A 22,814-nucleotide genomic window follows, 5' to 3' on the forward strand; every position below is an offset into this window, starting at 1 on the left:
ACTTCACAGCTACCGAGCCCCCGGCGTCCGCGCCGGGGGCTCGGCGCGTTCCGGCCGGCCGGACCGGGGGCGCCCGTGGACGAGGGCGGATGGCCTCGCGGCGGGCTGGTGCGGGTGCGTCCGATTTCTCAGTAAGCTTTAACGGACATACGGTTGACATATGGTCAGCTGATCGGAAGTTGCGCAGGATAGCGCCGTGGCCATGTCATGGTCAAGGGCTATCTTTTCTGTCCACGCTTGTATCAAATGACGTCCACCTGTCTTTCATTTTGGTTTGCCGGGCTTTGGCCAAGAGCTGGCCCCGGTCGGGGAGGACGTCAGAACGTTGAAGAACATCAGGAGATCCGCTGCGGCTGCCACGGCCGCAGCGGTCATAGTCACGCTCGGCGCGGGCCTGTTCCCGGCCACCGCCGTCGCCGCAGGCTCGGCTCCCGCACCCAGGGACCCGGCCGACGCCGTCCAGTCCGCCAACATCGAGCACAACCTGCCGGGCCCGCTGACCGAGAAGGTCGAGGCCGAGCAGAAGGCCGCCACCGAGCAGCTGATCGCGGGCACCGCCCAGGTCGAGCAGCACAACGGCAGCAGCAGCATCAAGCTGGGCAAGGACAAGTACGTGGAGCTCGGTCGCGAGCGCACGGACAAGATCTTCACCATCCTGGTCGACTTCGGCGACCAGGTGGACAACACCACCAAGACCGCGGACGGCAAGGTCATGTACGGCGGTGAGCCCGGCCCGAAGCACAACGAGATCGAGAAGCCGGACCGCGCCAACGACAACTCGACCGCCTGGCAGGCCGACTACAACCAGCAGCACTTCCAGGAGCTGTACTTCTCCAAGGACAAGCCCTCGCTGAAGACCTTCTACGAGAAGCAGTCCTCGGGCCGCTACTCAGTCGACGGCGTGGTCTCGGACTGGGTGCGGGTGCCGTGGAACGAGGCCCGGTACGGCTCGGACTACTGCGGCTCCAACGTCTGCGACAGCGCCCAGGACCTGATCCGCGACGCCGTGGACATCTGGTACAAGGACCAGTTGGCCAAGGGGCAGACCAAGGAGCAGCTCAAGGCCACCCTGGCGTCGTACGACCAGTGGGACCGCTACGGCTCCCACAACGACGGGAACTTCAACCAGCCCGACGGGTACATCGACCACTTCCAGATCGTGCACGCCGGTGAGGACAAGTCGGCCGGCGGCGGCAAGCAGGGCAGCAAGGCCCTGTGGGCCCACCGCGCGTACGCCTACGGCAACCTGAACGGCCAGGCGGGCCCGGCCGACAACAAGCTCGGCGGCGTCCAGGTCGGCGACTCCGGCTTCTGGATCGGCGACTACACGATGCAGCCGGAGAACGGCGGCCTCGGCGTCTTCGCCCACGAGTACGGCCACGACCTCGGTCTGCCGGACCTCTACGACACCGCCGGCACCGGCATCGACAACTCGGTCGGCTTCTGGTCGCTGATGTCCTCCGGTTCCTGGCTCGGCGAGGGCAAGGGCGCCATCGGCGACATGCCGAACGACCTCGACGCCTGGAGCAAGCTCAAGCTCGGCTGGCTGAAGTTCGACAAGGCCAAGGCCGGCACCGAGTCGACCCACCACATCGGCCCGGTCGAGTACAACAGCAACCTCCCGCAGGCCCTGGTCGTCGAGCTGCCGAAGAAGACCATCCCCACCGACATCAACAAGCCCGCTTCGGGCAAGAGCGAGTGGTGGAGCGGCAGCGACGACAACCTGAACGTCACGCTCACCCGTGACATCGACCTGACCGGCAAGACCAAGGCCAGCCTGAACGCCAAGGCCTGGTACGAGCTGGAGGCGAACTTCGACTACGCCTTCGCCGAGGTCTCCACCGACGGCGGCACCAACTGGACCGCCCTGGACGGCACCTGGAACGGCAAGCCGATCACGAAGGACGCCGGCGGCCGCGCGGCCCTGACCGGCCTCACCGCCGCCTGGGGCGACGTGTCCTTCTCGCTGGACGCCTACGCCGGCAAGGCCGTCAAGGTCCGCTTCCACAACACCACCGACGGTGGCCTGCACTACCGCGGCTTCGCCGTCGACGACATCTCGGTGACCGCCGACGGTGCGACGATCTTCAGCGACGACGTCGAGAACGGTGACAACGGCTGGGTGGCCAAGGGCTTCACCCGCTTCGCCGGCAGCTACACCAAGGACTACGGGCAGTACTACATCGCGGAGAACCGCCAGTACGTCTCCTTCGACCAGACCCTGAAGACCGGCCCGTACAACTTCGGCTGGGGCAACAGCCGGCCGAAGTGGGTCGAGTACTACCCGTACCAGCCCGGTCTGCTGATCTGGTTCTGGGACGAGTCGCAGCCCAACAACAACGTCAGCGCCCACCCGGGCCACGGTCTGATCCTGCCGATCGACTCGCACCCGACCCCGCTCAAGTGGAGCGACGGCGCGCTGCTGCGTCCGCGCATGCAGGGTTACGACTCGACCTTCGGCTCGCGCAAGACCAGCCAGCTGACCCTGCACAAGAACGGCGTCGAGACGATCGTCCCGAAGGCCAAGGGTGTCGACGAGTTCTCGGACCTGAAGTCGTGGTGGTCCAAGGACAACCCGTACAGCGGCGTGGACGTCCCGAAGACCGGTACCAGCATCGAGGTCGAGAACGAGTCCTCGAACTACCTGGAGACCTGGATCCGGGTCCGCCCGGTCGACAACTGATCGGTCGAGCAGTAGCGATCAGCCTGTGACCAGGCGGTTCTGACCCACCACGTCCGGCCCGTCCCCGCATCGCGCGGGGGCGGGCCGGACGCTTTCCGGTCAGGCCCCGCCGCGGCTCCCGCCGGCCCCGGCGCCCCGGGCCGGCAGCCGGTCCAGGAAGGCGGCGGCCGCCTCGGCGACGTCCGCCGCCGTCCAGTCGAGCGCGGACGCCGACACCGTGACCTCGGTCATCGCCAGGCCCGGCAGGTCCCGCTCGCGCCAGCCGCCGAACAGGGCGACCCCGGTCTCCTCGGCCAGCCCCAGCCCGGCCTCGTCCAACTCCCCGGCCGCGTACGGCAGCCAGAGCTGGAACTGGTGGGTGTGCGGCGGGGCCGGGTGCACCCGGGCGCCGGGGACCGCCGCGAAGGCGGCGTCCAGCGCCTCGGCGACCACCTTGGCGTGCGTCACGTACCGCTCCAGCAGCGGGAGCCGGGCGTCCAGCCCGGCCAGCGCGGCGAGAGCCGCCGGCCACTGCTGGTAGAGCTGGCCGCCGTACCGGTGCCGCCAGGCCCTGGCGGTGCGGACGAAGCCCCGCGAACCGGCCAGCGCGGCGCCGCTGATGCCGCCGAGCGTCTTGTAGAAGGACACGTAGACCGAGTCGGCCAGCGCGACGATCTCCGGCAGCGGGTGCCCGAGGTGGAACACCGACTCCCAGATCCGGGCACCGTCCAGGTGCAGGGCCGCGCCGCACTCCTCCCGGACGACCCCGGCCAGCGCCGCCAGCTCCGCCCAGTCGGGCAGCACGAAGCCGGCCTCGCGCAGCGGCAGCTCCAGGCTGAGCGCGGCGTACGGCTCGTCGAAGGAGCGCAGTTCCTCGACGGTGGGCTGGCGCGGGGCCATGGTCGGCCAGACGCTGCGCAGGCCGGTCAGCACGCCGAGCGCGTGCCGCTCGTGCTGGTCGGTGTGGGCCAGCGGGTGGGTCGCGACGGTGCGCAGCCCGGCCGCCTCGGCGTGGATCCGCAGGGCGACCTGCTGGGCCATGGTGCCGGTGGGGAAGAAGGCCGCGTCCTCGGTGCCGAGCAGGTCGGCGACCGTGCGTTCGAGGGTGCGGACCACGCCGTCGCCGTACTGGTCCGGGCGGTTGTCCAGGTCGTGGCCGCCGCCCTCCCCCGCGAGGGCGGCGAGGCGTTCGCGCATGCTCTGCGGCCGGTCGCCGGACAGGATCCGCTCGCAGCCGCGCAGGGCGGCGAAGCGGCGGTCCGGCAGGCTCGGGCGGTCATTGCCGTCGAGGTCTTCGCTCCTGTTGCCATACATGCGTCGATGGTCCCCCAGCGGGCCCGCCAGGTCAGCGGGGCGGACGGCGGAAAGGGGTGCGCGGCCGACCCAAACCCCGGACGGGCATGGCGCTGGTCACACCGGCCGGGCTCCCGTCGGGCGCGGTACGACCGGCGGTAGTAGTCCGGCCGCGGACGCGGGCGACGCACCGCAGGCCGGTGGTAGACGATCGGATCTCATGATCATTACTCCGTCAGCTTGAATCTCCGGCGCAACGCTGACTACACGCCGTAGTACGTCACGCCGTTTGGGACTCCGCTCGGTGACCGTTACACCTGAGTGGTCCCCCGCTCAGCACGCGCCCGAACGGGCACTTCGTGCTGCCCTCGTCCACCGTGAGGTACGGCTACCGATGTCCTCTGTCCCGCCCGTGGGGCCGGTCCTGCGCCGGCTCGCCGCCCGAACGGCGGCCCAGGCGGCGGCCTGGCAGCCCCGGCTCGGCCATGCCGCCCGCACCCATGCCGCGCCGCTGCTCGCGCTCGCCGCGCCCCGGCACCCGCTGCCCGGCGGGCACCCGCAGGCCGAACGGGAGCGCGCGGTGGTCGCCGCCGGGGCGGCCGCGGTGCTGCTCGCCGGCGCACTGCTGGTGGCCGCGCCCGGCAGCGCCTCGGCGCAGACCGTCCGGCCCACCACGCCCGGCAGCTCGGCCTTCACCGCGCCGCAGGCCGCCGTGCCCAGCCCGGGGCTGGTCCAGGTGGCCGGGCCGAGCCCGTACCGGCTGCCGAACGACGGCGACTCGGCGCAGGAGTTCGTGGCGGTGGCCGCCAACCTGCTGCCGGTGGAGCCGCCGGTCGCCGACGCGCCGGCCGAGGCCGCCGCGCCGGAGCCCGAGGCCGCGCCCGCACCGGAGCCCGCTCCGGCCCCGGCTCCGGCTCCGGAGTGGTCGGCCCCGGTGCCGGACGCGCCGACCAGCAACCCGTACGGGGTGGCCAACTCCGAGTACGCCGCCGGGTACCACACCGGGGTGGACTTCGCGGTCGACCCGGGCACGCCGCTGCTGGCGGTCGGGAACGCGACCGTGGTGTCGGCCGGCTGGGACGGCTCGTACGGCAAGGAGGTCGTGCTGCGGCTGGAGGACGGGCACTACGCGCAGTACGCGCACCTGTCCTCGCTCGGGGTCTCGCCGGGGGAGCGGGTGTCGGCGGGCGAGCAGATCGGGCGGTCCGGGAGCACCGGCAACTCGACCGGGCCCCACCTGCACTTCGAGATCCGCACCAGCAACCGCTACGGCGCGGTGGTGAACCCGATCGCGTACCTCGCGGGGCACGGCGTCACCGCGTTCTGAGCCCGGCCCCAGCCACCGGTCCGCCCGCCCGTCCGCTCAGGAGTGGGCGGGGGCCGGGTGGCCGATCCGGCCGCCGATCTCCAGCGCGACCTCCCGGGCCGCCCCGATCGCCTCATCCAGGGTGGCCGCCGGCGGCGAGGACTCGCCCCACACGTTGTCGCCGTGGTCGCAGTCCGCGGCGTCCTGCTTGAGCAGGAACATCGCCGAGTGGACGGTGAACAGCGACATCGTGGCGCGCAGCCGCTCCCGGAAGTCGGCGTCCGGCCCGTGCACCAGCTGGATCATCGTGATCATGCGGTCCTTGAACGCCAGCCCGGCCGCGGACTCGCGCAGCGCGGGCTGGTTCTCGTGGAAGAAGCGCAGCAGCGGCGCCCGCTCGGCCATCCCGTCGGCGAAGCGGCGGATCAGCTCGTCGCGCATCTCCGGGCTCCAGGACTGCTGCCGGCCCCACGCGATGGTCTCGTCGATCGGCGCGGCCATCCGCTCCACGATGCCCAGGACGATGTCGTCCTTGGTCTTGAAGTGGTAGTAGAGCGCGGCCTTGGTGACACCGAGGCGGTCGGCGATCTCGCGCAGCGAGGTCTGCTCGTAGCCCTGCTCGGAGAAGAGCTCCAGGGACACCTCGATGATGCGGGACCGCGTGTCGCTGCGGGGGCTGTGCGGAGTGCCCATGGCCTGCCTCATGAGTGCGTCGGTGACTGCTGCGGACCCCGGTGGCGTCCGCCCCGGGCCCATTCTCCCTGCCCAGGCAGCCGGGCGGGAAACTGGCTTGACGACCGGCTAGTAAACAACTTACCGTGCCGACGGTCCACAAACTAGCCGGGCGTCAAGTAAGTGAATCACTGCGCGGCCTCCGCCCGTCCGAAACACCCCTCCGGGAGACACCACCTCATGTCACAGTCCAAGACCACCGGCCCGGTACCGGAGGAGAAGTCAGCCGAGGAGGAGCAGCCGCGGTCACCCCGCGAGATCCGCCTCGTCATGGTCGGCCTGGTCGTCACCATGCTGCTGGCCATGCTCGACAACCTGATCGTCGGCACCGCGATGCCGACCATCGTCGGCGACCTCGGCGGCGCCGAGCACCGGTCCTGGGTGGTCACCGCCTACACCCTGACCACCGCCGCCTCCACCCCGATCTGGGGCAAGCTCGGCGACATGTACGGCCGCAAGGGCAGCTTCCTCACCTCGATCGTGATCTTCCTGGTGGGCTCGGCTCTGTCCGGTCTGTCGCAGAACATGACCGAGCTGATCGGCTTCCGCGCCGTGCAGGGCCTGGGCGCCGGCGGTCTGATGGTCGGCGTCATGTCGATCATGGGCGCGCTCGTCCCGCCGCGCGACCGCGGCAAGTACCAGGGCATGTTCGCCGCGGTGATGGCCCTCGCCACCGTCGGTGGCCCGCTGGTCGGCGGCTTCATCACCGACCACCTGAGCTGGCACTGGACCTTCTACATCAACCTGCCGCTCGGCGTGGTCGCGCTCGCCGTGGTCATCGTCACCCTGAAGCTGCCGAAGGTCCGCAACACGGCCCGGATCGACTACCTGGGCGCGATATTGCTCACCACCGGCATCACCTCGCTGGTGCTGATGACCACCTGGGGCGGCCAGCAGTACGCCTGGGGCTCCAATGAGATCCTCGGCCTGATCGCGCTCTCCGTCGCCTCGCTGATCGGCTTCTGCTACGTGGAGCAGCGCGTCGAGGAGCCGATGCTGCCGCTGGCCCTGTTCAAGAACCTGAACTTCACCCTGGTCTCGATCATCGGCTTCATCGTCGGCTTCGTGATGTTCGGCTCGACCTTCTTCCTGCCGTTCTACCAGCAGATCGTCCAGGGTGCCTCGGCGACCAACTCCGGTCTGCTGCTGATGCCGTTGATGTTCGGCATGCTGGTGGTCTCGCTGGTGGTCGGCCAGGCCGTCACCAGGACCGGGAAGTACCGGATCTACCCGATCATCGGCACCATCGTGATGACCGGTGGCATGATCCTGCTCTCCACCATGGGCGTCGGGACCAGCAGCTTCACCTCGGCCTGCTGGATGGTCGTGCTCGGCGCCGGCATGGGCTTCCTGATGCAGATCACCATGCTGGTCGCCCAGAACAGCGTCGAGCTCAAGGACATGGGCGTGGCCAGCTCCACCGCCACCCTGTTCCGCACCATCGGCGGCTCCTTCGGTGTCGCGCTGTTCGGCGCGCTGTTCAACAACCGGGTGAAGGACACCATGACCGCGCGGCTGGGCGAGCAGGCCTCGGCCGGCGGCGGGGCCAAGGACCCGGGCGAGATGAGCCCGGCCGAACTGCGCAAGCTGCCGGAGCACGTCCAGGACGCCTTCCACCACGCGGTGTCCAACGGCACTCACACCGTCTTCCTGTGGGGCGCCGGGTTGGCCGTGGTCGCGATCGCCGCCGCGGTGTTCATGCGCGAGGTGCCGCTGCGCGGCACCGGCACGGGCAAGGCGGACAAGTCCGCCGAGGCCTCGCTGGAGGCGGCGGCCGTCTGACCGCCCTCCCGCCGACACGACGGCGCCCCCGGAGGACTCCTCCGGGGGCGCCGTCCCGCGTTCGTGGCCGACTACTGGGGAAGCCGGTAGACGCCCTGCTCGACGGGCTCCACCAGGCCGTCCGCGACCAGGCCGTCCAGCGCCCGGGCCCGCTGCACCGCGTCCGGCCAGACCGCGTCCAGCCGGGCCTGCGGCACCGAGCCGTGCGACTCCCGCAGCACCGCGAGCAGCTTGCCGCGCACCTGCCGGTCCGTCCCCTCGTAGGTCTGGCCGCGCCGGGCCGGGCCCTCGTACGGCGGGCGGCCGGCCCGCTGCCAGGCGCAGTGGGCGAACAGCGGGCAGCCCCCGCACTCCGGGCCGCGCGCGGTGCAGACCAGCGCGCCCAGCTCCATCACGCCGACCGCCCAGGTGGCCGCGGTCTCGGCGTCGTCGGGCAGCAGCGCCGTCGCCGTCCGGCGCTCGGCGGCCGTGGTGGCCTGGGCCGGGTACTCGACGCCGGACACCGCGCGGGCGAACACCCGGCGGACGTTGGTGTCCAGCACCACGTGCCGCTGGCGGAAGGCGAAGGAGGCGACCGCGGCGGCCGTGTACTCCCCCACCCCGGGCAGCGAGAGCAGGGTGGCGTGGTCGTCCGGCACCTCGCCGCCGTGCTCCTCGGTGATCGCCACCGCGGCCGCGTGCAGCCGCAGCGCGCGGCGCGGGTAGCCGAGCCGGCCCCACATCCGGACCGCCTCGCCGGGCGCCTCGGCCGCGAGGTCGGCCGGGGTGGGCCAGCGGGTCAGCCACGCCTCCCAGGCGGGCAGCACCCGCTTCACCGGAGTCTGCTGGAGCATGAACTCGCTCACCATGATCGCCCAGGGCGTCGCCTCGGGCGTCCGCCAGGGGAGGTCGCGCTTGTCGGCCTCGTACCAGTCGAGGACGGTCGCGTGCAGCAGCGGCAGGGGCATCGAAAGCCGGACGGCGTCCGGCGCGGCGCCTGCCGGGGGGATGGGGGCGGGGGTGACGGTGATGGCAGCCATGGCCCTTCGATCCTCCCATGTCGACGGGCGCGACCGAAGCGGAGAAAAGAACTCCGGATATCCCTGCGGATCTCCCGGAGAACCACCGCTTCGAAGCTCCCTCGAACGGCGCAAATGGCGGATCATGTGAAGGAAGGGGCGACTGTGCGGTGTTGGTGCGTCAAGCGGCACACACAGTCTCGTAGAGTTTGGGCGTGCCCTCTCTGCGTCAACCCGTGGGACCGCTGCCGGCCTCGATCTACTGGCGTCGGCGCGTCGTCGTGCTCGTCGCCGTCGTGGCGGTCGCCGCCCTGATCGCCTGGCTGATGATCGATCAGGACGGGGGCGGTGACGGCGGCTCATCGAGCAAGGCCGCGCAGGCCGTTCCGTCCCAGAGCCAGACCCCCGCCCAGTCCATCACGCCCGGCGCGTCCCCGAGCGGCCCCGCGGCGCGCCCCGGCGGCGGCAGCGGCGGCAACGCGAGCGGCGGCCCGGTGGCCGGCTCCGGCGGCGGCGAGGTCAGCCTCAGCACCGGCGGCACCGGCGGCGGCGCCAACCCGGCTCCTGCCACCGGCGGGGGCACGGGTGGCGGTGCGGCGGCGGGCGGCGCCGCGGCCGGCGGTTCCGGCGGCTCGGGCGGCTCGGGCGGCTCGGGCGGCGGCGCCCCGGTGGTGAACACGCCCGAGGTGATGGCGCTTCCGGTCTGCGTCTCCTCGCAGGTCACCCTGGAGCTGGCCAGCGCGCAGAACTCGTACCAGCCCAAGGACAAGCCGCGGCTCTCGCTCACCGTGAAGAACGCCTCCGGCGCCAACTGCCGGGTGGACCTGGGCCGGACGGCCTCCGCGATCACCGTGACCGCCAGCAACGGCGACCGGGTCTGGTCCTCCGGCGACTGCCCGTCCGACCGCGGCAGCAGCTGGGTGCAGATCCCGGCCAACAACGGCCTGACCGAGACCTTCACCTGGGACCGCAGCCGCAGCAAGCCGCAGTGCGCCACCGCCGACCCGGCGCCCCCCGCGGCGGGCACCTACCTGGTGGTCGCCGACCTCACCGGGCTCTCCGGCGGCCAGGTCTCGGCGCGCTCCTCGATCCGCCTGGACAGCTGAGCCCCCCTCGACTCGACTCGACTCGAAGCCCCCGGCCGACGCGGCCGGGGGCTTCGGCGTCTCACGGGCCGGCCCGGGTGCGCCGGCCGGGGTGCGCCGGCCGGGGATGGCTCGGCGGGGTGCGCGACGGCCCCCGGGGCGTTCCCCGGGGGCCGTGCACGGCGGTGCGTCAGGCCGGACGTGGCGCCGGGTCAGACGTAGCGCTCCAGGATGGACGATTCGGCGAGCCGGGACAGGCCCTCGCGGACCGAGCGGGCCCGGGTCTCGCCGACGCCCTCGACCGTCTGCAGGTCGTCGATGCTGGCGGCGAGCAGCTTCTGCAGGCCGCCGAAGTGCTCGACCAGGCGCTCTATCACCGTGTTGGGCAGGCGCGGGATCTTCGCCAGCAGCCGGTAGCCGCGCGGCGAGACCGCCGAGTCCAGCGACTCCGGGGAGCCCGAGTAGCCGAGCGCCTTGGCGACCGTCTGAAGGTCCAGCAGCTCGGCGTGGGTGAGCGCCTCCAGGTCGGCCAGCACCTCGTTGACCGTCCGGCCCTTCTTGGCGGCCCGCTCCGGGAAGTAGTCCCGGGCGACCAGTTCGCGCTCCGGCTCCACGCCCGCGATCAGCTCGTCCAGCTGGAGCGAGAGCAGCCGGCCGTCGATGCCGAGCTCCAGCACGTAGCCGGCGATCTCGGTGGCGATCAGCCGGACCATCTCCAGCCGCTGGGCGACGGCGGTGACGTCCCGGACCGTCACCAGGTCCTCGATCTCCAGCGCGGACAGCGTGCCGGCCACCTCGTCCAGCCGCAGCTTGTAGCGCTCCAGGGTGGCCAGCGCCTGGTTGGCGCGGGACAGGACGGTGGTGGAGTCCTCCAGCACCCGGCGGGTGCCGTTGACGTACATCGCGATCAGCCGCATCGAGTGCGAGACCGCCACCACCGGGAAGCCGGTCTGCCGGTTGACCCGCTCCGCGGTGCGGTGGCGGGTGCCGGTCTCGTCGGTGGGGATGGTGGAGTCCGGCATCAGGTGCACGCCGGCCCGGACGATCTTGGTGATGTCCTTGTCCAGCACCACCGCGCCGTCCAGCTTGCACAACTCGCGCAGCCGGGTCGCGGTGAACTCGACGTCCAGGACGAAGCCGCCGGTGCAGATCGACTCGACCGTCTTGTCGAAACCGAGCACGATCAGGCCGCCGGTGTTGGCCCGGAGCACCCGCTCCAGGCCGTCGCGCAGCCCCGTGCCGGGTGCGATGGCACTGAGGGAGGCCCGCAGCAGGGCCTCCTCACGGGAGGCCTTGTCCGCCCCCCGGTCGCTGGCTGCCACGTGACTCCTCCGGTCGACCCCGTGCCGCGCGCCTCGCGCCGTGCGCCGGTCCGCGGTCTGTTGCTCTGTCGCTCAGTACCGCTCGGTACTGCCTTCTGGCCAATGAGACTGGGGAAAGTCTAACTGCGTGCGGCATCGACAGGGCTTGGGTCAGCGCAGTTCGTCGGAGTCGAGCGGCTCCCAGCCCTCCATCAGCTCCTCCGGGTGCGCGACGACCCGGGCCGCGCGCGGGGCCGGCGGCGCCGACGGTGCCTCAGCACGCGGCTTGGCGGCGGCCCGGCGGCGGCCCGGGATGGCCCGCAGCGCCTCGCCGATGTCGGCCACCTCAACCACCTTCATGCCCGGCGGCACCTTGCCCGGATCCGGTGGGACGAGGGCGTGCGTGAAGCCCAGCCGGTGCGCCTCGGCCAGCCGCCGCTGCACCCCCGTCACCCGCCGTACCTCGCCCGCCAGGCCGACCTCGCCGATCGCCACCAGGTTGCTGGGCAGCGGGGTGTCCGAGGAGGAGCTGGCCACCGCGAGCGCGATCGCGAGGTCGGCGGACGGCTCGCTCAGCTTCACCCCGCCCACCGTCGCGGTGTAGATGTCCTGCTTGCCGAGCTTCACCCCGCCGTGCCGCTCCACCACGGCCAGGATCATCGCGATCCGGGGCGACTCCAGGCCCGAGGTGGTGCGCCGCGGGGACGGGATCTGCGAATCCACCATCAGCGCCTGCACCTCCGCCACCAGCGGGCGCTTGCCCTCCAGGGTGACGGTGAGGCAGGTGCCCGGGACGGGCTTGTCACGCCTGGTCAGGAAGAGGCCGGACGGATCGGCCAGGCCGACGATGCCCTCGTCGTGCAGCTCGAAGCAGCCCACCTCGTCGGTGGCGCCGTAGCGGTTCTTGATCCCGCGGATGAGCCGCAGCCGGGCGTGCCGGTCCCCCTCGAAGCTGAGCACCACGTCCACCAGGTGCTCCAGCAGGCGCGGGCCCGCGATCTGGCCGTCCTTGGTGACGTGGCCGACCAGCAGCGTCGCCATGCCGCGCTCCTTGGACACCCGGATCAGCGCGCCCGCCACCTCGCGGACCTGGGCCGGACCGCCGGGGGCGCCGTCCAGCTCGGCGGAGGCGATGGTCTGCACCGAGTCCAGGATCAGCAGACCGGGGTTGACCGCGTCGATGTGCCCGAGCACCGCGCCGAGGTCGGACTCGGCGGCGAGGTAGAGGTGCTCGGAGAGCGCGTTGATCCGGTCGGCGCGCAGCCGGACCTGACCGGCCGACTCCTCGCCGGTGACGTAGAGCGTGCGGTGCCGGTCGGTGGCGGCCTTGGCCGCCACGTCCAGCAGCAGGGTGGACTTGCCGACGCCGGGCTCGCCGGCCAGCAGGACGACCGCGCCGGGGACCAGCCCGCCACCGAGCACCCTGTCCAGCTCCGGCACGCCCGTCGAGCGGGCCGTCGCGACCTGGCCGTCCACCTGGCCGATCGGACGGGCCGGCGAGCTGACCGGGCCCGCGGCCGTCGTCCGGATCGGCACCGCGCCGTACTCCTCGACCGTGCCCCAGGCGTTGCACTCCGGGCAGCGGCCGACCCACTTGGGCAGCTGGTTGCCGCACTCGGTGCAGCGGTACGCCGGGCGCGGCTTGGCGGTGGTCTTGGTACGGGCAGCCATGCGGCCCACCGTAGCGCCTGGGTCCGACAACGCCTTGCTCCACCGGAGCCGGGCCCAAACCCACACAGATGGGCGATGTTGTTACCCGAAAGAAGTACATACACGGCGAACGGCCGGGGTGCGCCGCCCACCGTCTCTACCGTCGGACGGGTGACAACGCGTACTGAAGGGCCGCCGGCCGCCGTGCTGGCGGCGTACGACCGGCAGGTGGACGGCCTGTTCACCTACTGCCTCTCGGTGCTGTGCGAGCACGACGCGGCCACCGGCGCCCTGCGCGAGGCCCGCGAGCTGGCACGGCGGCACGGCGCCCGGCTGACCGAGCCCGGGCTGGTCCGGGCCTGGCTGTTCTCGCTGGCCCGGTACTGCTGCCTGCGGCGGCTCGCGGGCGGCGCCGGACGGGACGCCACGGCGGAGCCGACCGAGGCCGAGGCGGCCCGGCGGCGGCGCGAGCTGGCCTCGCTCGCCTGGCCGGAGGCGGCCGGCACCGACCCGGAGCAGCGCGAGGCGCTGGAGCTGTCCGTCCGGCACCGGCTGACCCCGCACGAGGTGGCGGCGGTGCTGGGCCTGCCGTTCGAGCGGACCCGCGCGCTGCTCGCCGCCGCCGAGGCGGAGGTGGCCAGGACCAGGGCGGCGTTGCTGGTGCTCGGGGTGGGCAGCTGCCCGGAGCTGGACCGGCTCGGCGGGGCCGGAGCGGAGTCCTGGCGGGACTGGGTGCTCGGCCCGGCGCTGCGCCGGGAGCTGGTGCAGCACGTGGTGGACTGCCCGACCTGCCGGGGGACGGCGGGGCGGGTGGCCGGTGCGGCGACGGAGGGCGCGGCCGGGATGTCCGGGCTGCCGCTGCTGGCGGCTCCCGCTCCCGCTCCGGCACCCCCGGGCGCCGGAGCGGCCTACCTGCCGTCGGTGATCGGCCACCTGCCGTCGGCGGTCGGTGCGGTGCGGCGGGCGGGGGCGGTGCCTGCGGCCGAGTCGGGGCTGCGGTTCGACCAGGGCGGCTTCCCCCGGCACCGGGCGCCGGACGCGGGCCGGGCGCTGGCGGTGCGTCGGCGGGTCGTGACCACCGGGGTGCTCGCGGCCGTCCTGGCGGCGCCGGTGGTCGCCCTGTGGGCGGGGCACCGGAGCAGCGGGTCGGGGACGGCGGCCGCGGTGTCCACGGTGCGGGTCGAGGAGGCCGGGCGGACGGGCGGGCAGCAGCCGTCGAAGCCGTGGCCGACGGCGGGCGCACCGGCGGGCACGGGGCTGCCGGGGATGCCGGGGATGGAGCTGGCGGGTGCGGGGGCGGTGGGTGCCGGGGTGATCGGTGCAGAAACGTTGCCCCTCGCCTTTCCACGGCTGACCCTCCAGGGCCCGGCGGTCCCGGTACCGGCCCGCGGGGCGACCCCGATCGGCAGTCCGGCCCTGGTCGCCGCCCCCGCCCCCGCCGTCGGGCGGGGACCCGCGACCGGGGGCGGCCCGGGCGGAGCCGAACCGGCCCCGGCCGGACTCCTCACCGTCGAGGCCGCCGAGTACGGCAGCCGGACCATCCTCACCCTCACCGACTCCGGCACCACCGAGATCCACTGGCACGCCGTGACGGACGCCGCCTGGCTACGGCTCAGCCGCGACTCCGGCACCCTCGCACCGGGCCAGCGGATCACCGTGACCGTCACCGTGGACGAGGACCTCGCGCCCGCGGCGCACTGGACCGCCCGGATCGCGCTGCCACCCTCGCAGGCGGTCGTCACCCTGGAGGGCGGACCGCACAACCGGGGCGGCTCGGCCTCCTCCCCCGCCGCCCCGGGGGCGTCGGCGTCGGCCACGGCGGACCCGCCGCCGAGCAGTTCCCCGCAGCCGTCGGTGACGGCCACGGCGGCTCCGTCCCCGTCGGGGTCGCCGTCGGCCGGCGCTCCCTCGTCGTCGGCGTCGTCCTCGGCGTCGCCTTCGCCGTCGGCGTCGGCGTCGGCGTCCGCGCACCCGTCCTCGCCACCGCCCTCGGGCACCCCGACGGGCACCGCGACGGGCACCGCGACCCCGGCTCCGCGCTGAGCGGCCGGTGTCCCCCTCGACGTCCGCGCCCGGCGGCGACGGCGGTCAGCTCCGGTCGATCGGCGGCACCCGGTAACTGCCGTCCAGCACGGCCGGTTTCGGCTGGTAGAGCCGGATGATCGGCCGGAACTCGCCGACCGGGGCGGGCAGCCAGTTGGCCGCCTCCACCTCGTCCTCGGGCTGCTCGTGCTGGAGCGTCAGGGTGAGCGAGCCGTCCGCGCCGTACACCAGGCCCGGGGTGCGGTCGCCGATCGCGTAGCGCTCGATCGGGTTGTCCACCAGGTAGTAGTCCGGCAGCGCGTACATCGTGACGGACCAGAACGCCTCGGCGGGCGGGGGCTGGTCGAACCGCAGTGTGTAGCGGTGCGCGCCGCTGAGCGGGCGGCCGCCGGAGTCGTCGTAGGTCATCGCGAACGAGGCCTCGTAGGCGTGGTTGCCCCAGAGGCCGGCCCGGGCAGCGGCGGCCCGGCTGAGGTAGCCGGCGCGGCGGTCGGGGATGCGCCACTCGGGGTCGTCGAGGGTGCCGGGGCCCAGGTGGTCGATGTTGTAGTCGAACAGGTGGAGCGCCGAGCGCCACTCGCCGGGCGGGTGGTCCTCGGGCGGGCGGGTGGCGTCCTCGACCCGTTCGCGGCCGGCGGCCAGGCCCTTGGCCAGCGCGAGGGTCCAGTCCGCGGCGGCCGCTCGGTACGGCGAGGTGCCCTCGTCGAGCAGGCCGAGCGGGGCGAAGCGCTGCTGGTACTCGACGTCCGGACCGGCCGGCGGGAAGGCCTGCATCCAGACCCGAAGCCGCTCGAAGAAGGCCAGCCGCTCGGGCACCTCCGGATCGGGCTCGGGCAGCCCGGCGACCAGCCCGCCGGGCTCCAGCGGCTCCAGGGTGAGGGCCTTCTGGAGGGCCTTGACCCGGGGGAGGTCGTCCGGCCCGGTGCAGGCGAAACGGCCGACGACGGTCGCCACCCTGGTCGGCGCCTCGATCACCCGGGCCGGGTCGGACGGGGTGCCGTGCCAGCCGGGAGGGACGATCAGCCAGGTCTGCTCGCCGGTGCCGGTGGCGCGGCTGCCGACGTAGGCGACGTTGTCCGTCCACGCGCCGACGACCTGCAGCACGTAGTAGGCGCCCGCGGTGTCCGGGACGCGCAGCACCTGCGGGCCTTCGGAGAGGTCGAGCTGGGCGATCGAGTAGAGGGTGTCGTTGTTGACCGAGACGAAGTGGTCCTTGGGCCCGGCCAGCCGGGTGGCGTGGCTGAAGTGGTTGAACGACGCCGCCGGCAGGGTGCCCAGGCCGCCCCTGGAGAAGCGCTCGACCATGGTGAGGTCGGCGACGAGCGGGTAGCCGTAGACGTAGGCGTCGGCGGCCAGGGCCTCCAGCTCGGGGTGGTTCATCGGGGTGTCCTTCGTCCGGTCGGCGCGGTCTCTGCGGTGCGGATTTCTGCGGTGCGGATTTCTGCGCTTTTCTGCACTGCGGGTCAGCTCGGGTCGAGCGGCGGGAGGTGCCAACGGCCGTCGAGGACGGACCGGTCCGGGCCGTGGAGCCGGACGACGACCGTGAACGGGCCGTCCGGGGCGGGCAGCCAGTTGGCGGAGTGCTGGGCGTCGGCGGGCCGCTTGTGCCGGAGGTGGAGGGTGAGTCCGCCGTCCGGGTCGCGGACCAGGCCGGGGGTGCGGTCGCCGATCGCGTAGCGGTCCAGGGTGTTGTCGACCAGCAGGCGGTCCGGGAGCGCGTACATGGTGGCGGACCAGAAGTACCGGGCCGGCGGCAGGTCGTCCGGGCCGAAGCGGACGACGTAGTCGCGGTCGCTGGCGTTCGGCGGCCGGTTGCCCGCGCTGTCCGCCGCCCAACCGCCGCACCAGGTCTCCTCGGTGGGCAGCCCGTAGCAGCCGAGCCTGGCGCCGAGGGCCTGTCGGAGGAAGTCCCCGCCGATCCGCTCACGGGTGCCGAAGAGCGCGGCCGGGCTGGTGGGTTCGGATTCGGCGGCGGCGCGCTCCAGCCGTGCGCGGCCGTCCGCGATGCCGCGCTCGATCTCGGCCCGGACCTCGATCGGCAGCGTGGCGGGCTCGAACTCGCCGCGCCCGTCGACGCCGAGGTCGGTGAGGCGGCCGCGCAGGTCGACCTCGGCGGGCGGCAGCTCGACGGGCCCGCGGAGCGGGAAGAAGCCGAGCAGGAAGTCGAGGAAGCCGAGGAACTCGACGGTGTCCAGCACCTCCTCGCGCCAGACCGGCCAGACCGGCTCCGACGCGGGGGCGGGCGCCGGGGTGCCGGCGTACTCGTGCAGCGGGCGCAGCCGGTACTGCTGCTGGACGGCCTTCAGGTCGGCGACGTCCGCGGGGGTGTCGCCGGTGAGGTGGGTTCGGCCGAGGATGCCGACCAGGCGGGTGGCGGTGCGGAGCACGCCCCGGACGCCGGGCGGGGGCTCGCCCTGCCAGTCGGGGCCGGCCACCAGGTAGTCGCCGGCCTCCTGGCCGGTGCTCCGGGCACCGACGAACCCGGCGTACACGGTGTCGAGTTCGTGCAGCGGGAGGACGTAGTAGCGGTCCGTGGCCGGGACGGACACCACCCACGGCTCGGCGCGCAGGTCGAGCCAGGCCCAGGAGTGCAGTGTGTCGTTGTCGGGGGAGGCGACGTCGGTGTCGGCCGGGGTGAACGGCTGCGAGCGGTGGCGGAAGACGCCGAAGCCGCCGACGTACCCCGGGTCCGCGTCGTCCAGTGCCTGTGCGTACAGGGTGCGGTAGTTCCGCAGGATCGGGTAGCCACGGATCCAGGCCTCGGCAGCGGTCGCGCGGATCGTGGCCGGGTCCACGAGTGCCGGGTTGGCCATGCTCGTCGCTCTCCCCAGTACACGGAAGGCCGGCGGCGCAGGCGCGCACCGGAATTCTGGACATACGAGTACATAGGGGATGCTATGCGGGGCGGGGCGGGTCAGCATGTCGGGTGGCCCGACGCTTCCCGGGCGCCCGACAGCCACCGGCCACCGGCGCTGCGGCTCCGGGCCCGGAGCGGGAAGTCGGGCCGGCCGACTTCCCGCTCCCGACGAGTCCGGTCAGCCGAGTCCGGTCGGACCAGCCCGGTCGGACCAGCCCGGTCGGACCAGCCCCGTCGGACGAGACCGGTCGGACGAGACCGGTCAGTGGCTGCGGCGGGTGACCAGTTCGGCCAGCACCAGCAGTTCGTCGGCCGCCGACGGCTCCGGGACGGCCGTGGCCAGCTGCGCCATCGCCGCCGCCATCCGCTCGCAGGACTCGCCCTGCGCCCAGCCGCGGCCGCCGGCGCCTTCGACGGACGCCGCGCACTGTGCCAACTCCTCAGCGCTGAGCTGGCGTTCGAGGGCGTACAGCCCGGCGAGCCGGGCCCCCTCGGGGGTCCCGGAGCCCAGCGCCGCGACCACCGGCAGCGACTTCTTCCGGGCGACCAGGTCCGCGCCCACCGGTTTGCCGGTCACCGCCGGATCGCCCCAGATGCCGATCAGGTCGTCGATCAGCTGGAACGCCAGGCCGATCTCCCGGCCGAAGCCGTCCATCGCCTGCGCGGCCTCCTCCGACCCGCTGCCGTACAGGGCGCCCATCGCGCAGGCGGCGCCGAGCAGGGCGCCGGTCTTGGCCTCCGCCATCGCCAGGCACTCGGCGAGCGAGACGTCGCTGCGCTGCTCGAAGGCGCAGTCGATCTGCTGGCCCTCGCACAGCTCGACCACGCAGTCGGTGAGCCGGCGGACCGAACTGCGGGCGGCCGGGTGGGCGTCCTCGGCGAGCAGGCGCAGTGCCAGCGAGTGCATGGCGTCCCCGGCCAGGATGGCCTCGGTGGTGCCGAACACCCGCCAGGCGGTGGGCCGGTGGCGGCGCGTCTCGTCCCGGTCGATGACGTCGTCGTGGAGCAGCGTGAAGTTGTGCACCAGCTCGACGGCGGCGGCCGCGGCGGTGGCCTCGGCGGCCGTGCCGCCGAGCGCCTGGGCGGCGGCGAGGACCATGGCGGGCCGGATCGCCTTGCCGGAGGGGGCCTCGACGGGCGAGCCGTCCGCCTCCCACCAGCCGAAGTGGTAGCCGGCGACCTTGCGCATCGCGCCGGGCAGTGAGTCGACGGCGGCCCGCAGAACCGGGTCGACCAGGTTGCGGGCCCGGGCGAGGACGTCCGCCGCCTCGTTCCCCTCTTTGTGGTCCCGCTCCAGTGTGGAGCTCGTCATGGGTTTCTCCCCCTGTCGGCCTGCGGTGAGGCGGCCTGGTGTGAGGTGCCGGTCGTGGGTCGGCCGACCCGGTCGGCGGCCGGGCCAGTCGGCGGCCGGCCCGCTTTCCGGACGTGCCGCGGCGCACCGCCCGGCCGGGGTGTGGGTGCCCCGGCCGGGCGGCGTGGAATTCCGACCGGCTCCGGTCGGTCGGTGCCCGGCCCCGGGCCTGGGCGCGTGCCCGGATATCGCGCGCCCGGCCGGAATGACGGAGCCGCGCCCCGGACAGCGCCTAGCGCTGCGCGACGTCCACGTTCTCCAGGACGCCGACCGCGTCCGGGACGAGAATCGCGGCGGAGTAATAGGCGCTGACCAGGTAGGAAATGATGGCCTTGTCGTCGATTCCCATGAACCGCACCGAAAGGCTCGGCTGGTACTCGTCCGGAATTCCGGTCTGGTGCAGGCCGACGACGCCCTGGTTGTCCTCGCCGACGCGCAGCGCCATGATCGAGCTGGTGTGCCCGCCGACGATCGGGATCTTGTTGCACGGGAAGACCGGCACCCCGCGCCAGGCCGTGACGTGCTTGCCCTCGACCTCGACCGTGCCGGGGACGAGGCCGCGCTTGTTGCACTCGCGACCGAAGGCGGCGATGGCCTTGGGGTGGGCGAGGAACATCTTGGTGCCGCGTCGGCGGCTGAGCAGCTCGTCCATGTCGTCCGGGGTGGGCGGGCCGGAGTGGGTCTGGATCCGCTGGTCGTACGCGGCGTTCTCCAGCAGGCCGAACTCGGGGTTGTTGACGAGCTCGTGCTCCTGGCGCTCGCGCAGCGCCTCGATGGTCAGCCGGAGCTGGTGCTCGGTCTGGTTCATCGGCTGGTTGTAGAGGTCCGCGACGCGGGAGTGCACCTTGAGGATGGTCTGCGCGACGCTCAGCTCGTACTCGCGGGGCTTGAGCTCGTAGTCCACGAAGGCCCCGGGCAGCTCGTACTCGCCCCGGTGGCCGGCGGAGAGGTCGATCGCGGCCTCGCCGTGCTTGTTCTGCGCCTGCTGGAAGCCGTTCAGGTACTCGATGACCTGCAGTTGCAGGGCCTCGGAGCGGTCGTGGAGCTCCTGGAAGGCGGGCCAGGAGAGCGCCATCACGGTGCCGGAGGTGGCGGCCCGGACGGTGTACGGCCAGGTGCCCTCCTCCTGCTGGAGGGCCTCGTCGCCGAGGTGGTCGCCGTCGGCGAGGGTGCCGACCACCGTCTCCTCGCCGTACTTGCCGGTGCCGAGCCGTTCGAGCTTGCCGTGCGCGATGAGGAAGACCTCGTTGATCGTCGCACCGGCGGAGACCAGTACGTCGCCGGCGGCGAACTCCCGCTGGACGAAGCGCCCGGCCAGCTCCGTCAGGACGGCCTCGTCCTGGAAGCCGCGCAGCACCGGCACCTCGGCCAGCGTCGGCGGGACGATCCGCACCTCGGAGCCGGTCTTGACGAAGCTCACCCGACCGCGGCCGACCGAGTAGCGCAGGCGGCGGTTGACCCGGTAGGTACCGCCGGACACCTGCACCCAGGGCAGCGTCCTGAGCAGCCAGCGCGGGCTGATGCCCTGCATCTGCGGCGCGGACTTGGTGGTCGTGGCGAGGTTCCGCGCACCCGCCGTGCTCAGACTCAGCTGCTGCCGGATCTCCGGTTGCGCGCTGGGCGCGGGAACACCGGCATTGGTTTCGGTCGACATAGGGGGAGCCCTTCGCATGCCCGATGAAGTGTCGCCTTGCGCATTCATGTTGCAGCTTCATGGTGGGCCCATTCGGGTGCATGCCGCAATCACTCATTCGAGTGGTTCGGGATAACCGAACAAATAGTACGACTGGATCACTCGATCGATATCTGTTCGACAGATTATTCGAACTTATCGGGAATACCGCCTCCCATCTTCCCCCATCGGCACCCCCGCCGTCGCCACCCCTTGACGCCCGCACACACGGCGCCCCTCCCGTCCGGGCCCGGGGAGCCGGCCGCTAAGGTGCCACCTCACAGGGCCGCCAGGCCAGTTGACGAGCACGGCCGACCACGAGCCCTGACCCTTCGTCACCCCATGCCCTGGGAGGCAGTCTTGCCAGCCCCCGTCCGTGTCTGGCTCAACCGCACCTACGCCGAGAACGTCTTCTTCATCGAACAACTCCGCACCGCCCCTCGCCCGGTGGCGGTGCACGCGACCCACGCCGACCCCGACTCCCCGGTGCTCGCCGCCGCCGACCACGGCACCCTGGAACCCGCCGACCTGCCCGCCGACGCCTACGTCGGCTACGCGCTCGACTACTGCGCCCGTCACTCCATAACCGTCTTCCTCCCGCAGCTGCACCAGCTCGCCATCGCCCTCGCCCGGCCGGAGTTCGAGGCGATCGGCACCACCCTGCTCTGCCCGCCGGCCACCGCCATCGCCACCTACACCAGCAAGGCCGACGGCTACCGGGCGATCACCGCCGCCGGACTGCCCACCCCGCCCTGGTGGCGGGTGCGCACCGCCGACGAACTGCTCGACGCCGTCGACCGGATCGAGGCCGCCGGGCACACCGCCTGCCTCAAACCCACCACCGGCGCGGGCGGCGCGGGCTTCCGGGTGCTCACCCGGGAGCCGTACGGGCCGCGGCGGCTTCACGGCTGGGACCACCGGGTCCAGGTCGAGCAGGTGGCCGCCGCCCTGTCCGCCCGACCGGGCGCGGGGGGCGAGGAGGACGCGGGGGACGAGCCCGTCGACCTGCTGGTGATGCCCTACCTGGACGGGCCGGAGGTCTCGGTGGACTGCCTCGCCGACCGGGACGGCCACCCGCTCACCGTGGTCGGCCGCACCAAGGCGGGCCGCCGCCGCGGCTTCACCACCGATCCGCGGTACCTGGAGCCGGTCCGGCGCCTGGTCGGGGCGAGCCGGATGGCGTACCTGTCCAACATCCAGTTCCGCGAACTGGCCGGGCGACCGGTGGTGATCGACGTCAACACCCGGCCCGCCGCCGGGCTCCACCAGCTGCGGCTGTGCGGCCTCAACCTGCCCTGGGACGCCGTCCGGCTGGCGCTCGGCGAACGGCCGGAGCCCACCGGGGTGGATCCGGACGTGCACGGCGTCGAGTACACGCTGGTCTCCGGCATCCAGCCGGTGCTACAGCGCCGGGCGCCCGCCCCGGTCTCCCTCGTCCGGCAGCGGTAGCCCGGACGCGACGGCGGGCGGCTCGTGCGGGGCTCACCCGCGACACGCGGCTCGACGCGGCCGCACCGGCGGCAACCCCGGTGCTACAGCGGGCCGTTCCAGTCGAGCGTCGGCTCCAGCACGCCCTCCAGGGTGAGCAGCCAGCGCTTCACGTCGATCCCCACCCGGCCGCCGCCGAAGCCGCCGATCCCGTCCGCCGCCACCACCCGGTGGCAGGGCACCAGCAGGGCGACGGGATTGGCGGCCATCATCTGGCCGACCGTCCGCGCCGCCAGACCGGGCTCGGCCACGTCCTCGAACACCCCGCTGAGGGCCGCCAGTTCACCGTAGGTGATGGTCCGGCCGTACGGCACCTCCCGCCAGAGCGTGCGCAGCACGGTGCGGTGCGGGCCGGAGCTCAGGCTCCAGTCGATCGGCAGGCCCAACTCACGGCTGCGGCCCGCCAGATAGGCGCCGATCCGGTCCCGGACGGCGGCGGTCTTCGACGCGTCGGTGCACGGCGGCAGTTCGCCGTCCCGCCCGCCGTACCCGGCCGCCGCCACGCCCAGCGGCGTCACGGCGATGTGCATCGGGCCGCTGGGCAGCGGCGTCTCCACGGTCAGCCAGGACATCGACCAGGACTGCGGCACGCTC

General features: G+C 73.1%; 16 protein-coding genes. 6 read left to right on the forward strand and 10 right to left on the reverse strand.

The annotated features are described in order from the left end of the window. The first annotated feature begins 325 nt into the window (after positions 1–325). Positions 326–2,683, forward strand: coding sequence for an immune inhibitor A domain-containing protein (locus ACIO9K_RS03540; protein WP_400326738.1), 2,358 nt, complete (start codon positions 326–328; stop codon positions 2,681–2,683). 99 nt (positions 2,684–2,782) lie between these two features. Here the strand turns inward: ACIO9K_RS03540 and ACIO9K_RS03545 are convergent, their stop codons facing one another. Further along, positions 2,783–3,976: a threonine aldolase family protein gene (locus ACIO9K_RS03545; RefSeq protein WP_400326741.1), complete on the reverse strand. Its 1,194-nt coding sequence runs from the start codon at positions 3,974–3,976 to the stop codon at positions 2,783–2,785. Positions 3,977–4,349: 373 nt separating this feature from the next. Between ACIO9K_RS03545 and ACIO9K_RS03550 the strand changes: the two genes are divergently transcribed. After that, a complete protein-coding gene (locus ACIO9K_RS03550) occupies positions 4,350–5,282 on the forward strand; it encodes a M23 family metallopeptidase (RefSeq protein ID WP_400326744.1) in 933 nt (310 codons plus the stop codon). Positions 5,283–5,318: 36 nt separating this feature from the next. Here the strand turns inward: ACIO9K_RS03550 and ACIO9K_RS03555 are convergent, their stop codons facing one another. After that, a complete protein-coding gene (locus ACIO9K_RS03555) occupies positions 5,319–5,954 on the reverse strand; it encodes a TetR/AcrR family transcriptional regulator (RefSeq protein WP_400326747.1) in 636 nt (211 codons plus the stop codon). A 219-nt stretch (positions 5,955–6,173) separates the two neighbouring features. Between ACIO9K_RS03555 and ACIO9K_RS03560 the strand changes: the two genes are divergently transcribed. Beyond that, positions 6,174–7,775, forward strand: coding sequence for an MDR family MFS transporter (locus ACIO9K_RS03560; protein ID WP_363617784.1), 1,602 nt, complete (start codon positions 6,174–6,176; stop codon positions 7,773–7,775). Between the two features lie 71 nt (positions 7,776–7,846). On the opposite strand, the gene ACIO9K_RS03565 is transcribed toward ACIO9K_RS03560, so the two are convergent. Next, on the reverse strand, positions 7,847–8,794 hold the full coding sequence (locus tag ACIO9K_RS03565) for an A/G-specific adenine glycosylase (RefSeq protein WP_400326750.1): 948 nt from the start codon (positions 8,792–8,794) through the stop codon (positions 7,847–7,849). Positions 8,795–8,988: 194 nt separating this feature from the next. Here ACIO9K_RS03565 and ACIO9K_RS03570 point away from each other — a divergent pair, with 194 nt between their 5' ends. Further along, complete coding sequence (locus ACIO9K_RS03570) at positions 8,989–9,879, forward strand: hypothetical protein (protein WP_400326753.1); 891 nt, start codon at positions 8,989–8,991, stop codon at positions 9,877–9,879. Between the two features lie 191 nt (positions 9,880–10,070). On the opposite strand, the gene disA is transcribed toward ACIO9K_RS03570, so the two are convergent. Further along, positions 10,071–11,129, reverse strand: coding sequence for a DNA integrity scanning diadenylate cyclase DisA (gene disA / locus ACIO9K_RS03575; RefSeq protein WP_063351299.1), 1,059 nt, complete (start codon positions 11,127–11,129; stop codon positions 10,071–10,073). A 201-nt stretch (positions 11,130–11,330) separates the two neighbouring features. Then, positions 11,331–12,830, reverse strand: coding sequence for a DNA repair protein RadA (gene radA, locus ACIO9K_RS03580; RefSeq protein ID WP_363617780.1), 1,500 nt, complete (start codon positions 12,828–12,830; stop codon positions 11,331–11,333). A 150-nt stretch (positions 12,831–12,980) separates the two neighbouring features. Between radA and ACIO9K_RS03585 the strand changes: the two genes are divergently transcribed. Continuing rightward, positions 12,981–14,852 carry a hypothetical protein gene (locus ACIO9K_RS03585; RefSeq protein WP_400326756.1) on the forward strand — a complete coding sequence of 624 codons (1,872 nt, stop codon included), beginning with the start codon at positions 12,981–12,983 and terminating at the stop codon, positions 14,850–14,852. Between the two features lie 45 nt (positions 14,853–14,897). Here ACIO9K_RS03585 and ACIO9K_RS03590 read toward each other — a convergent pair whose 3' ends face one another. The 4 genes from ACIO9K_RS03590 to ACIO9K_RS03605 form a co-directional block, all read right to left on the reverse strand. Further along, a complete protein-coding gene (locus ACIO9K_RS03590; protein WP_363582171.1) occupies positions 14,898–16,232 on the reverse strand; it encodes a DUF1254 domain-containing protein in 1,335 nt (444 codons plus the stop codon). A gap of 83 nt (positions 16,233–16,315) precedes the next feature. Continuing rightward, a complete protein-coding gene (locus ACIO9K_RS03595) occupies positions 16,316–17,665 on the reverse strand; it encodes a DUF1254 domain-containing protein (RefSeq protein ID WP_363617776.1) in 1,350 nt (449 codons plus the stop codon). 306 nt (positions 17,666–17,971) lie between these two features. Further along, on the reverse strand, positions 17,972–19,021 hold the full coding sequence (locus ACIO9K_RS03600; RefSeq protein WP_363617774.1) for a family 2 encapsulin nanocompartment cargo protein polyprenyl transferase: 1,050 nt from the start codon (positions 19,019–19,021) through the stop codon (positions 17,972–17,974). Positions 19,022–19,292: 271 nt separating this feature from the next. Then, on the reverse strand, positions 19,293–20,714 hold the full coding sequence (locus tag ACIO9K_RS03605) for a family 2B encapsulin nanocompartment shell protein (RefSeq protein WP_400326761.1): 1,422 nt from the start codon (positions 20,712–20,714) through the stop codon (positions 19,293–19,295). 378 nt (positions 20,715–21,092) lie between these two features. Here ACIO9K_RS03605 and ACIO9K_RS03610 point away from each other — a divergent pair, with 378 nt between their 5' ends. Then, a complete protein-coding gene (locus tag ACIO9K_RS03610) occupies positions 21,093–22,181 on the forward strand; it encodes an ATP-grasp domain-containing protein (RefSeq protein WP_400326763.1) in 1,089 nt (362 codons plus the stop codon). Between the two features lie 83 nt (positions 22,182–22,264). Here the strand turns inward: ACIO9K_RS03610 and ACIO9K_RS03615 are convergent, their stop codons facing one another. After that, complete coding sequence (locus tag ACIO9K_RS03615; RefSeq protein WP_363617768.1) at positions 22,265–22,810, reverse strand: methylated-DNA--[protein]-cysteine S-methyltransferase; 546 nt, start codon at positions 22,808–22,810, stop codon at positions 22,265–22,267. Between the last annotated feature and the right edge of the window lie 4 nt (positions 22,811–22,814).

The organism is Kitasatospora sp. NPDC087271 (assembly GCF_044744605.1).
GTDB lineage: Bacteria > Actinomycetota > Actinomycetes > Streptomycetales > Streptomycetaceae > Kitasatospora.

What these genes read in the sequence shown, in the direction of transcription:
- ACIO9K_RS03605 (WP_400326761.1), bottom strand. Translation starts at nt 20,714, where the DNA reads ATGTCGACCGAAACCAATGCCGGTGTTCCCGCGCCCAGCGCGCAACCG.
- ACIO9K_RS03590 (WP_363582171.1), bottom strand. Translation starts at nt 16,232, where the DNA reads ATGAACCACCCCGAGCTGGAGGCCCTGGCCGCCGACGCCTACGTCTAC.
- ACIO9K_RS03545 (WP_400326741.1), bottom strand. Translation starts at nt 3,976, where the DNA reads ATGTATGGCAACAGGAGCGAAGACCTCGACGGCAATGACCGCCCGAGC.
- ACIO9K_RS03600 (WP_363617774.1), bottom strand. Translation starts at nt 19,021, where the DNA reads ATGACGAGCTCCACACTGGAGCGGGACCACAAAGAGGGGAACGAGGCG.
- ACIO9K_RS03555 (WP_400326747.1), bottom strand. Translation starts at nt 5,954, where the DNA reads ATGGGCACTCCGCACAGCCCCCGCAGCGACACGCGGTCCCGCATCATC.
- ACIO9K_RS03560 (WP_363617784.1), top strand. Translation starts at nt 6,174, where the DNA reads ATGTCACAGTCCAAGACCACCGGCCCGGTACCGGAGGAGAAGTCAGCC.
- ACIO9K_RS03565 (WP_400326750.1), bottom strand. Translation starts at nt 8,794, where the DNA reads ATGGCTGCCATCACCGTCACCCCCGCCCCCATCCCCCCGGCAGGCGCC.
- ACIO9K_RS03595 (WP_363617776.1), bottom strand. Translation starts at nt 17,665, where the DNA reads ATGGCCAACCCGGCACTCGTGGACCCGGCCACGATCCGCGCGACCGCT.
- ACIO9K_RS03550 (WP_400326744.1), top strand. Translation starts at nt 4,350, where the DNA reads ATGTCCTCTGTCCCGCCCGTGGGGCCGGTCCTGCGCCGGCTCGCCGCC.
- radA (WP_363617780.1), bottom strand. Translation starts at nt 12,830, where the DNA reads ATGGCTGCCCGTACCAAGACCACCGCCAAGCCGCGCCCGGCGTACCGC.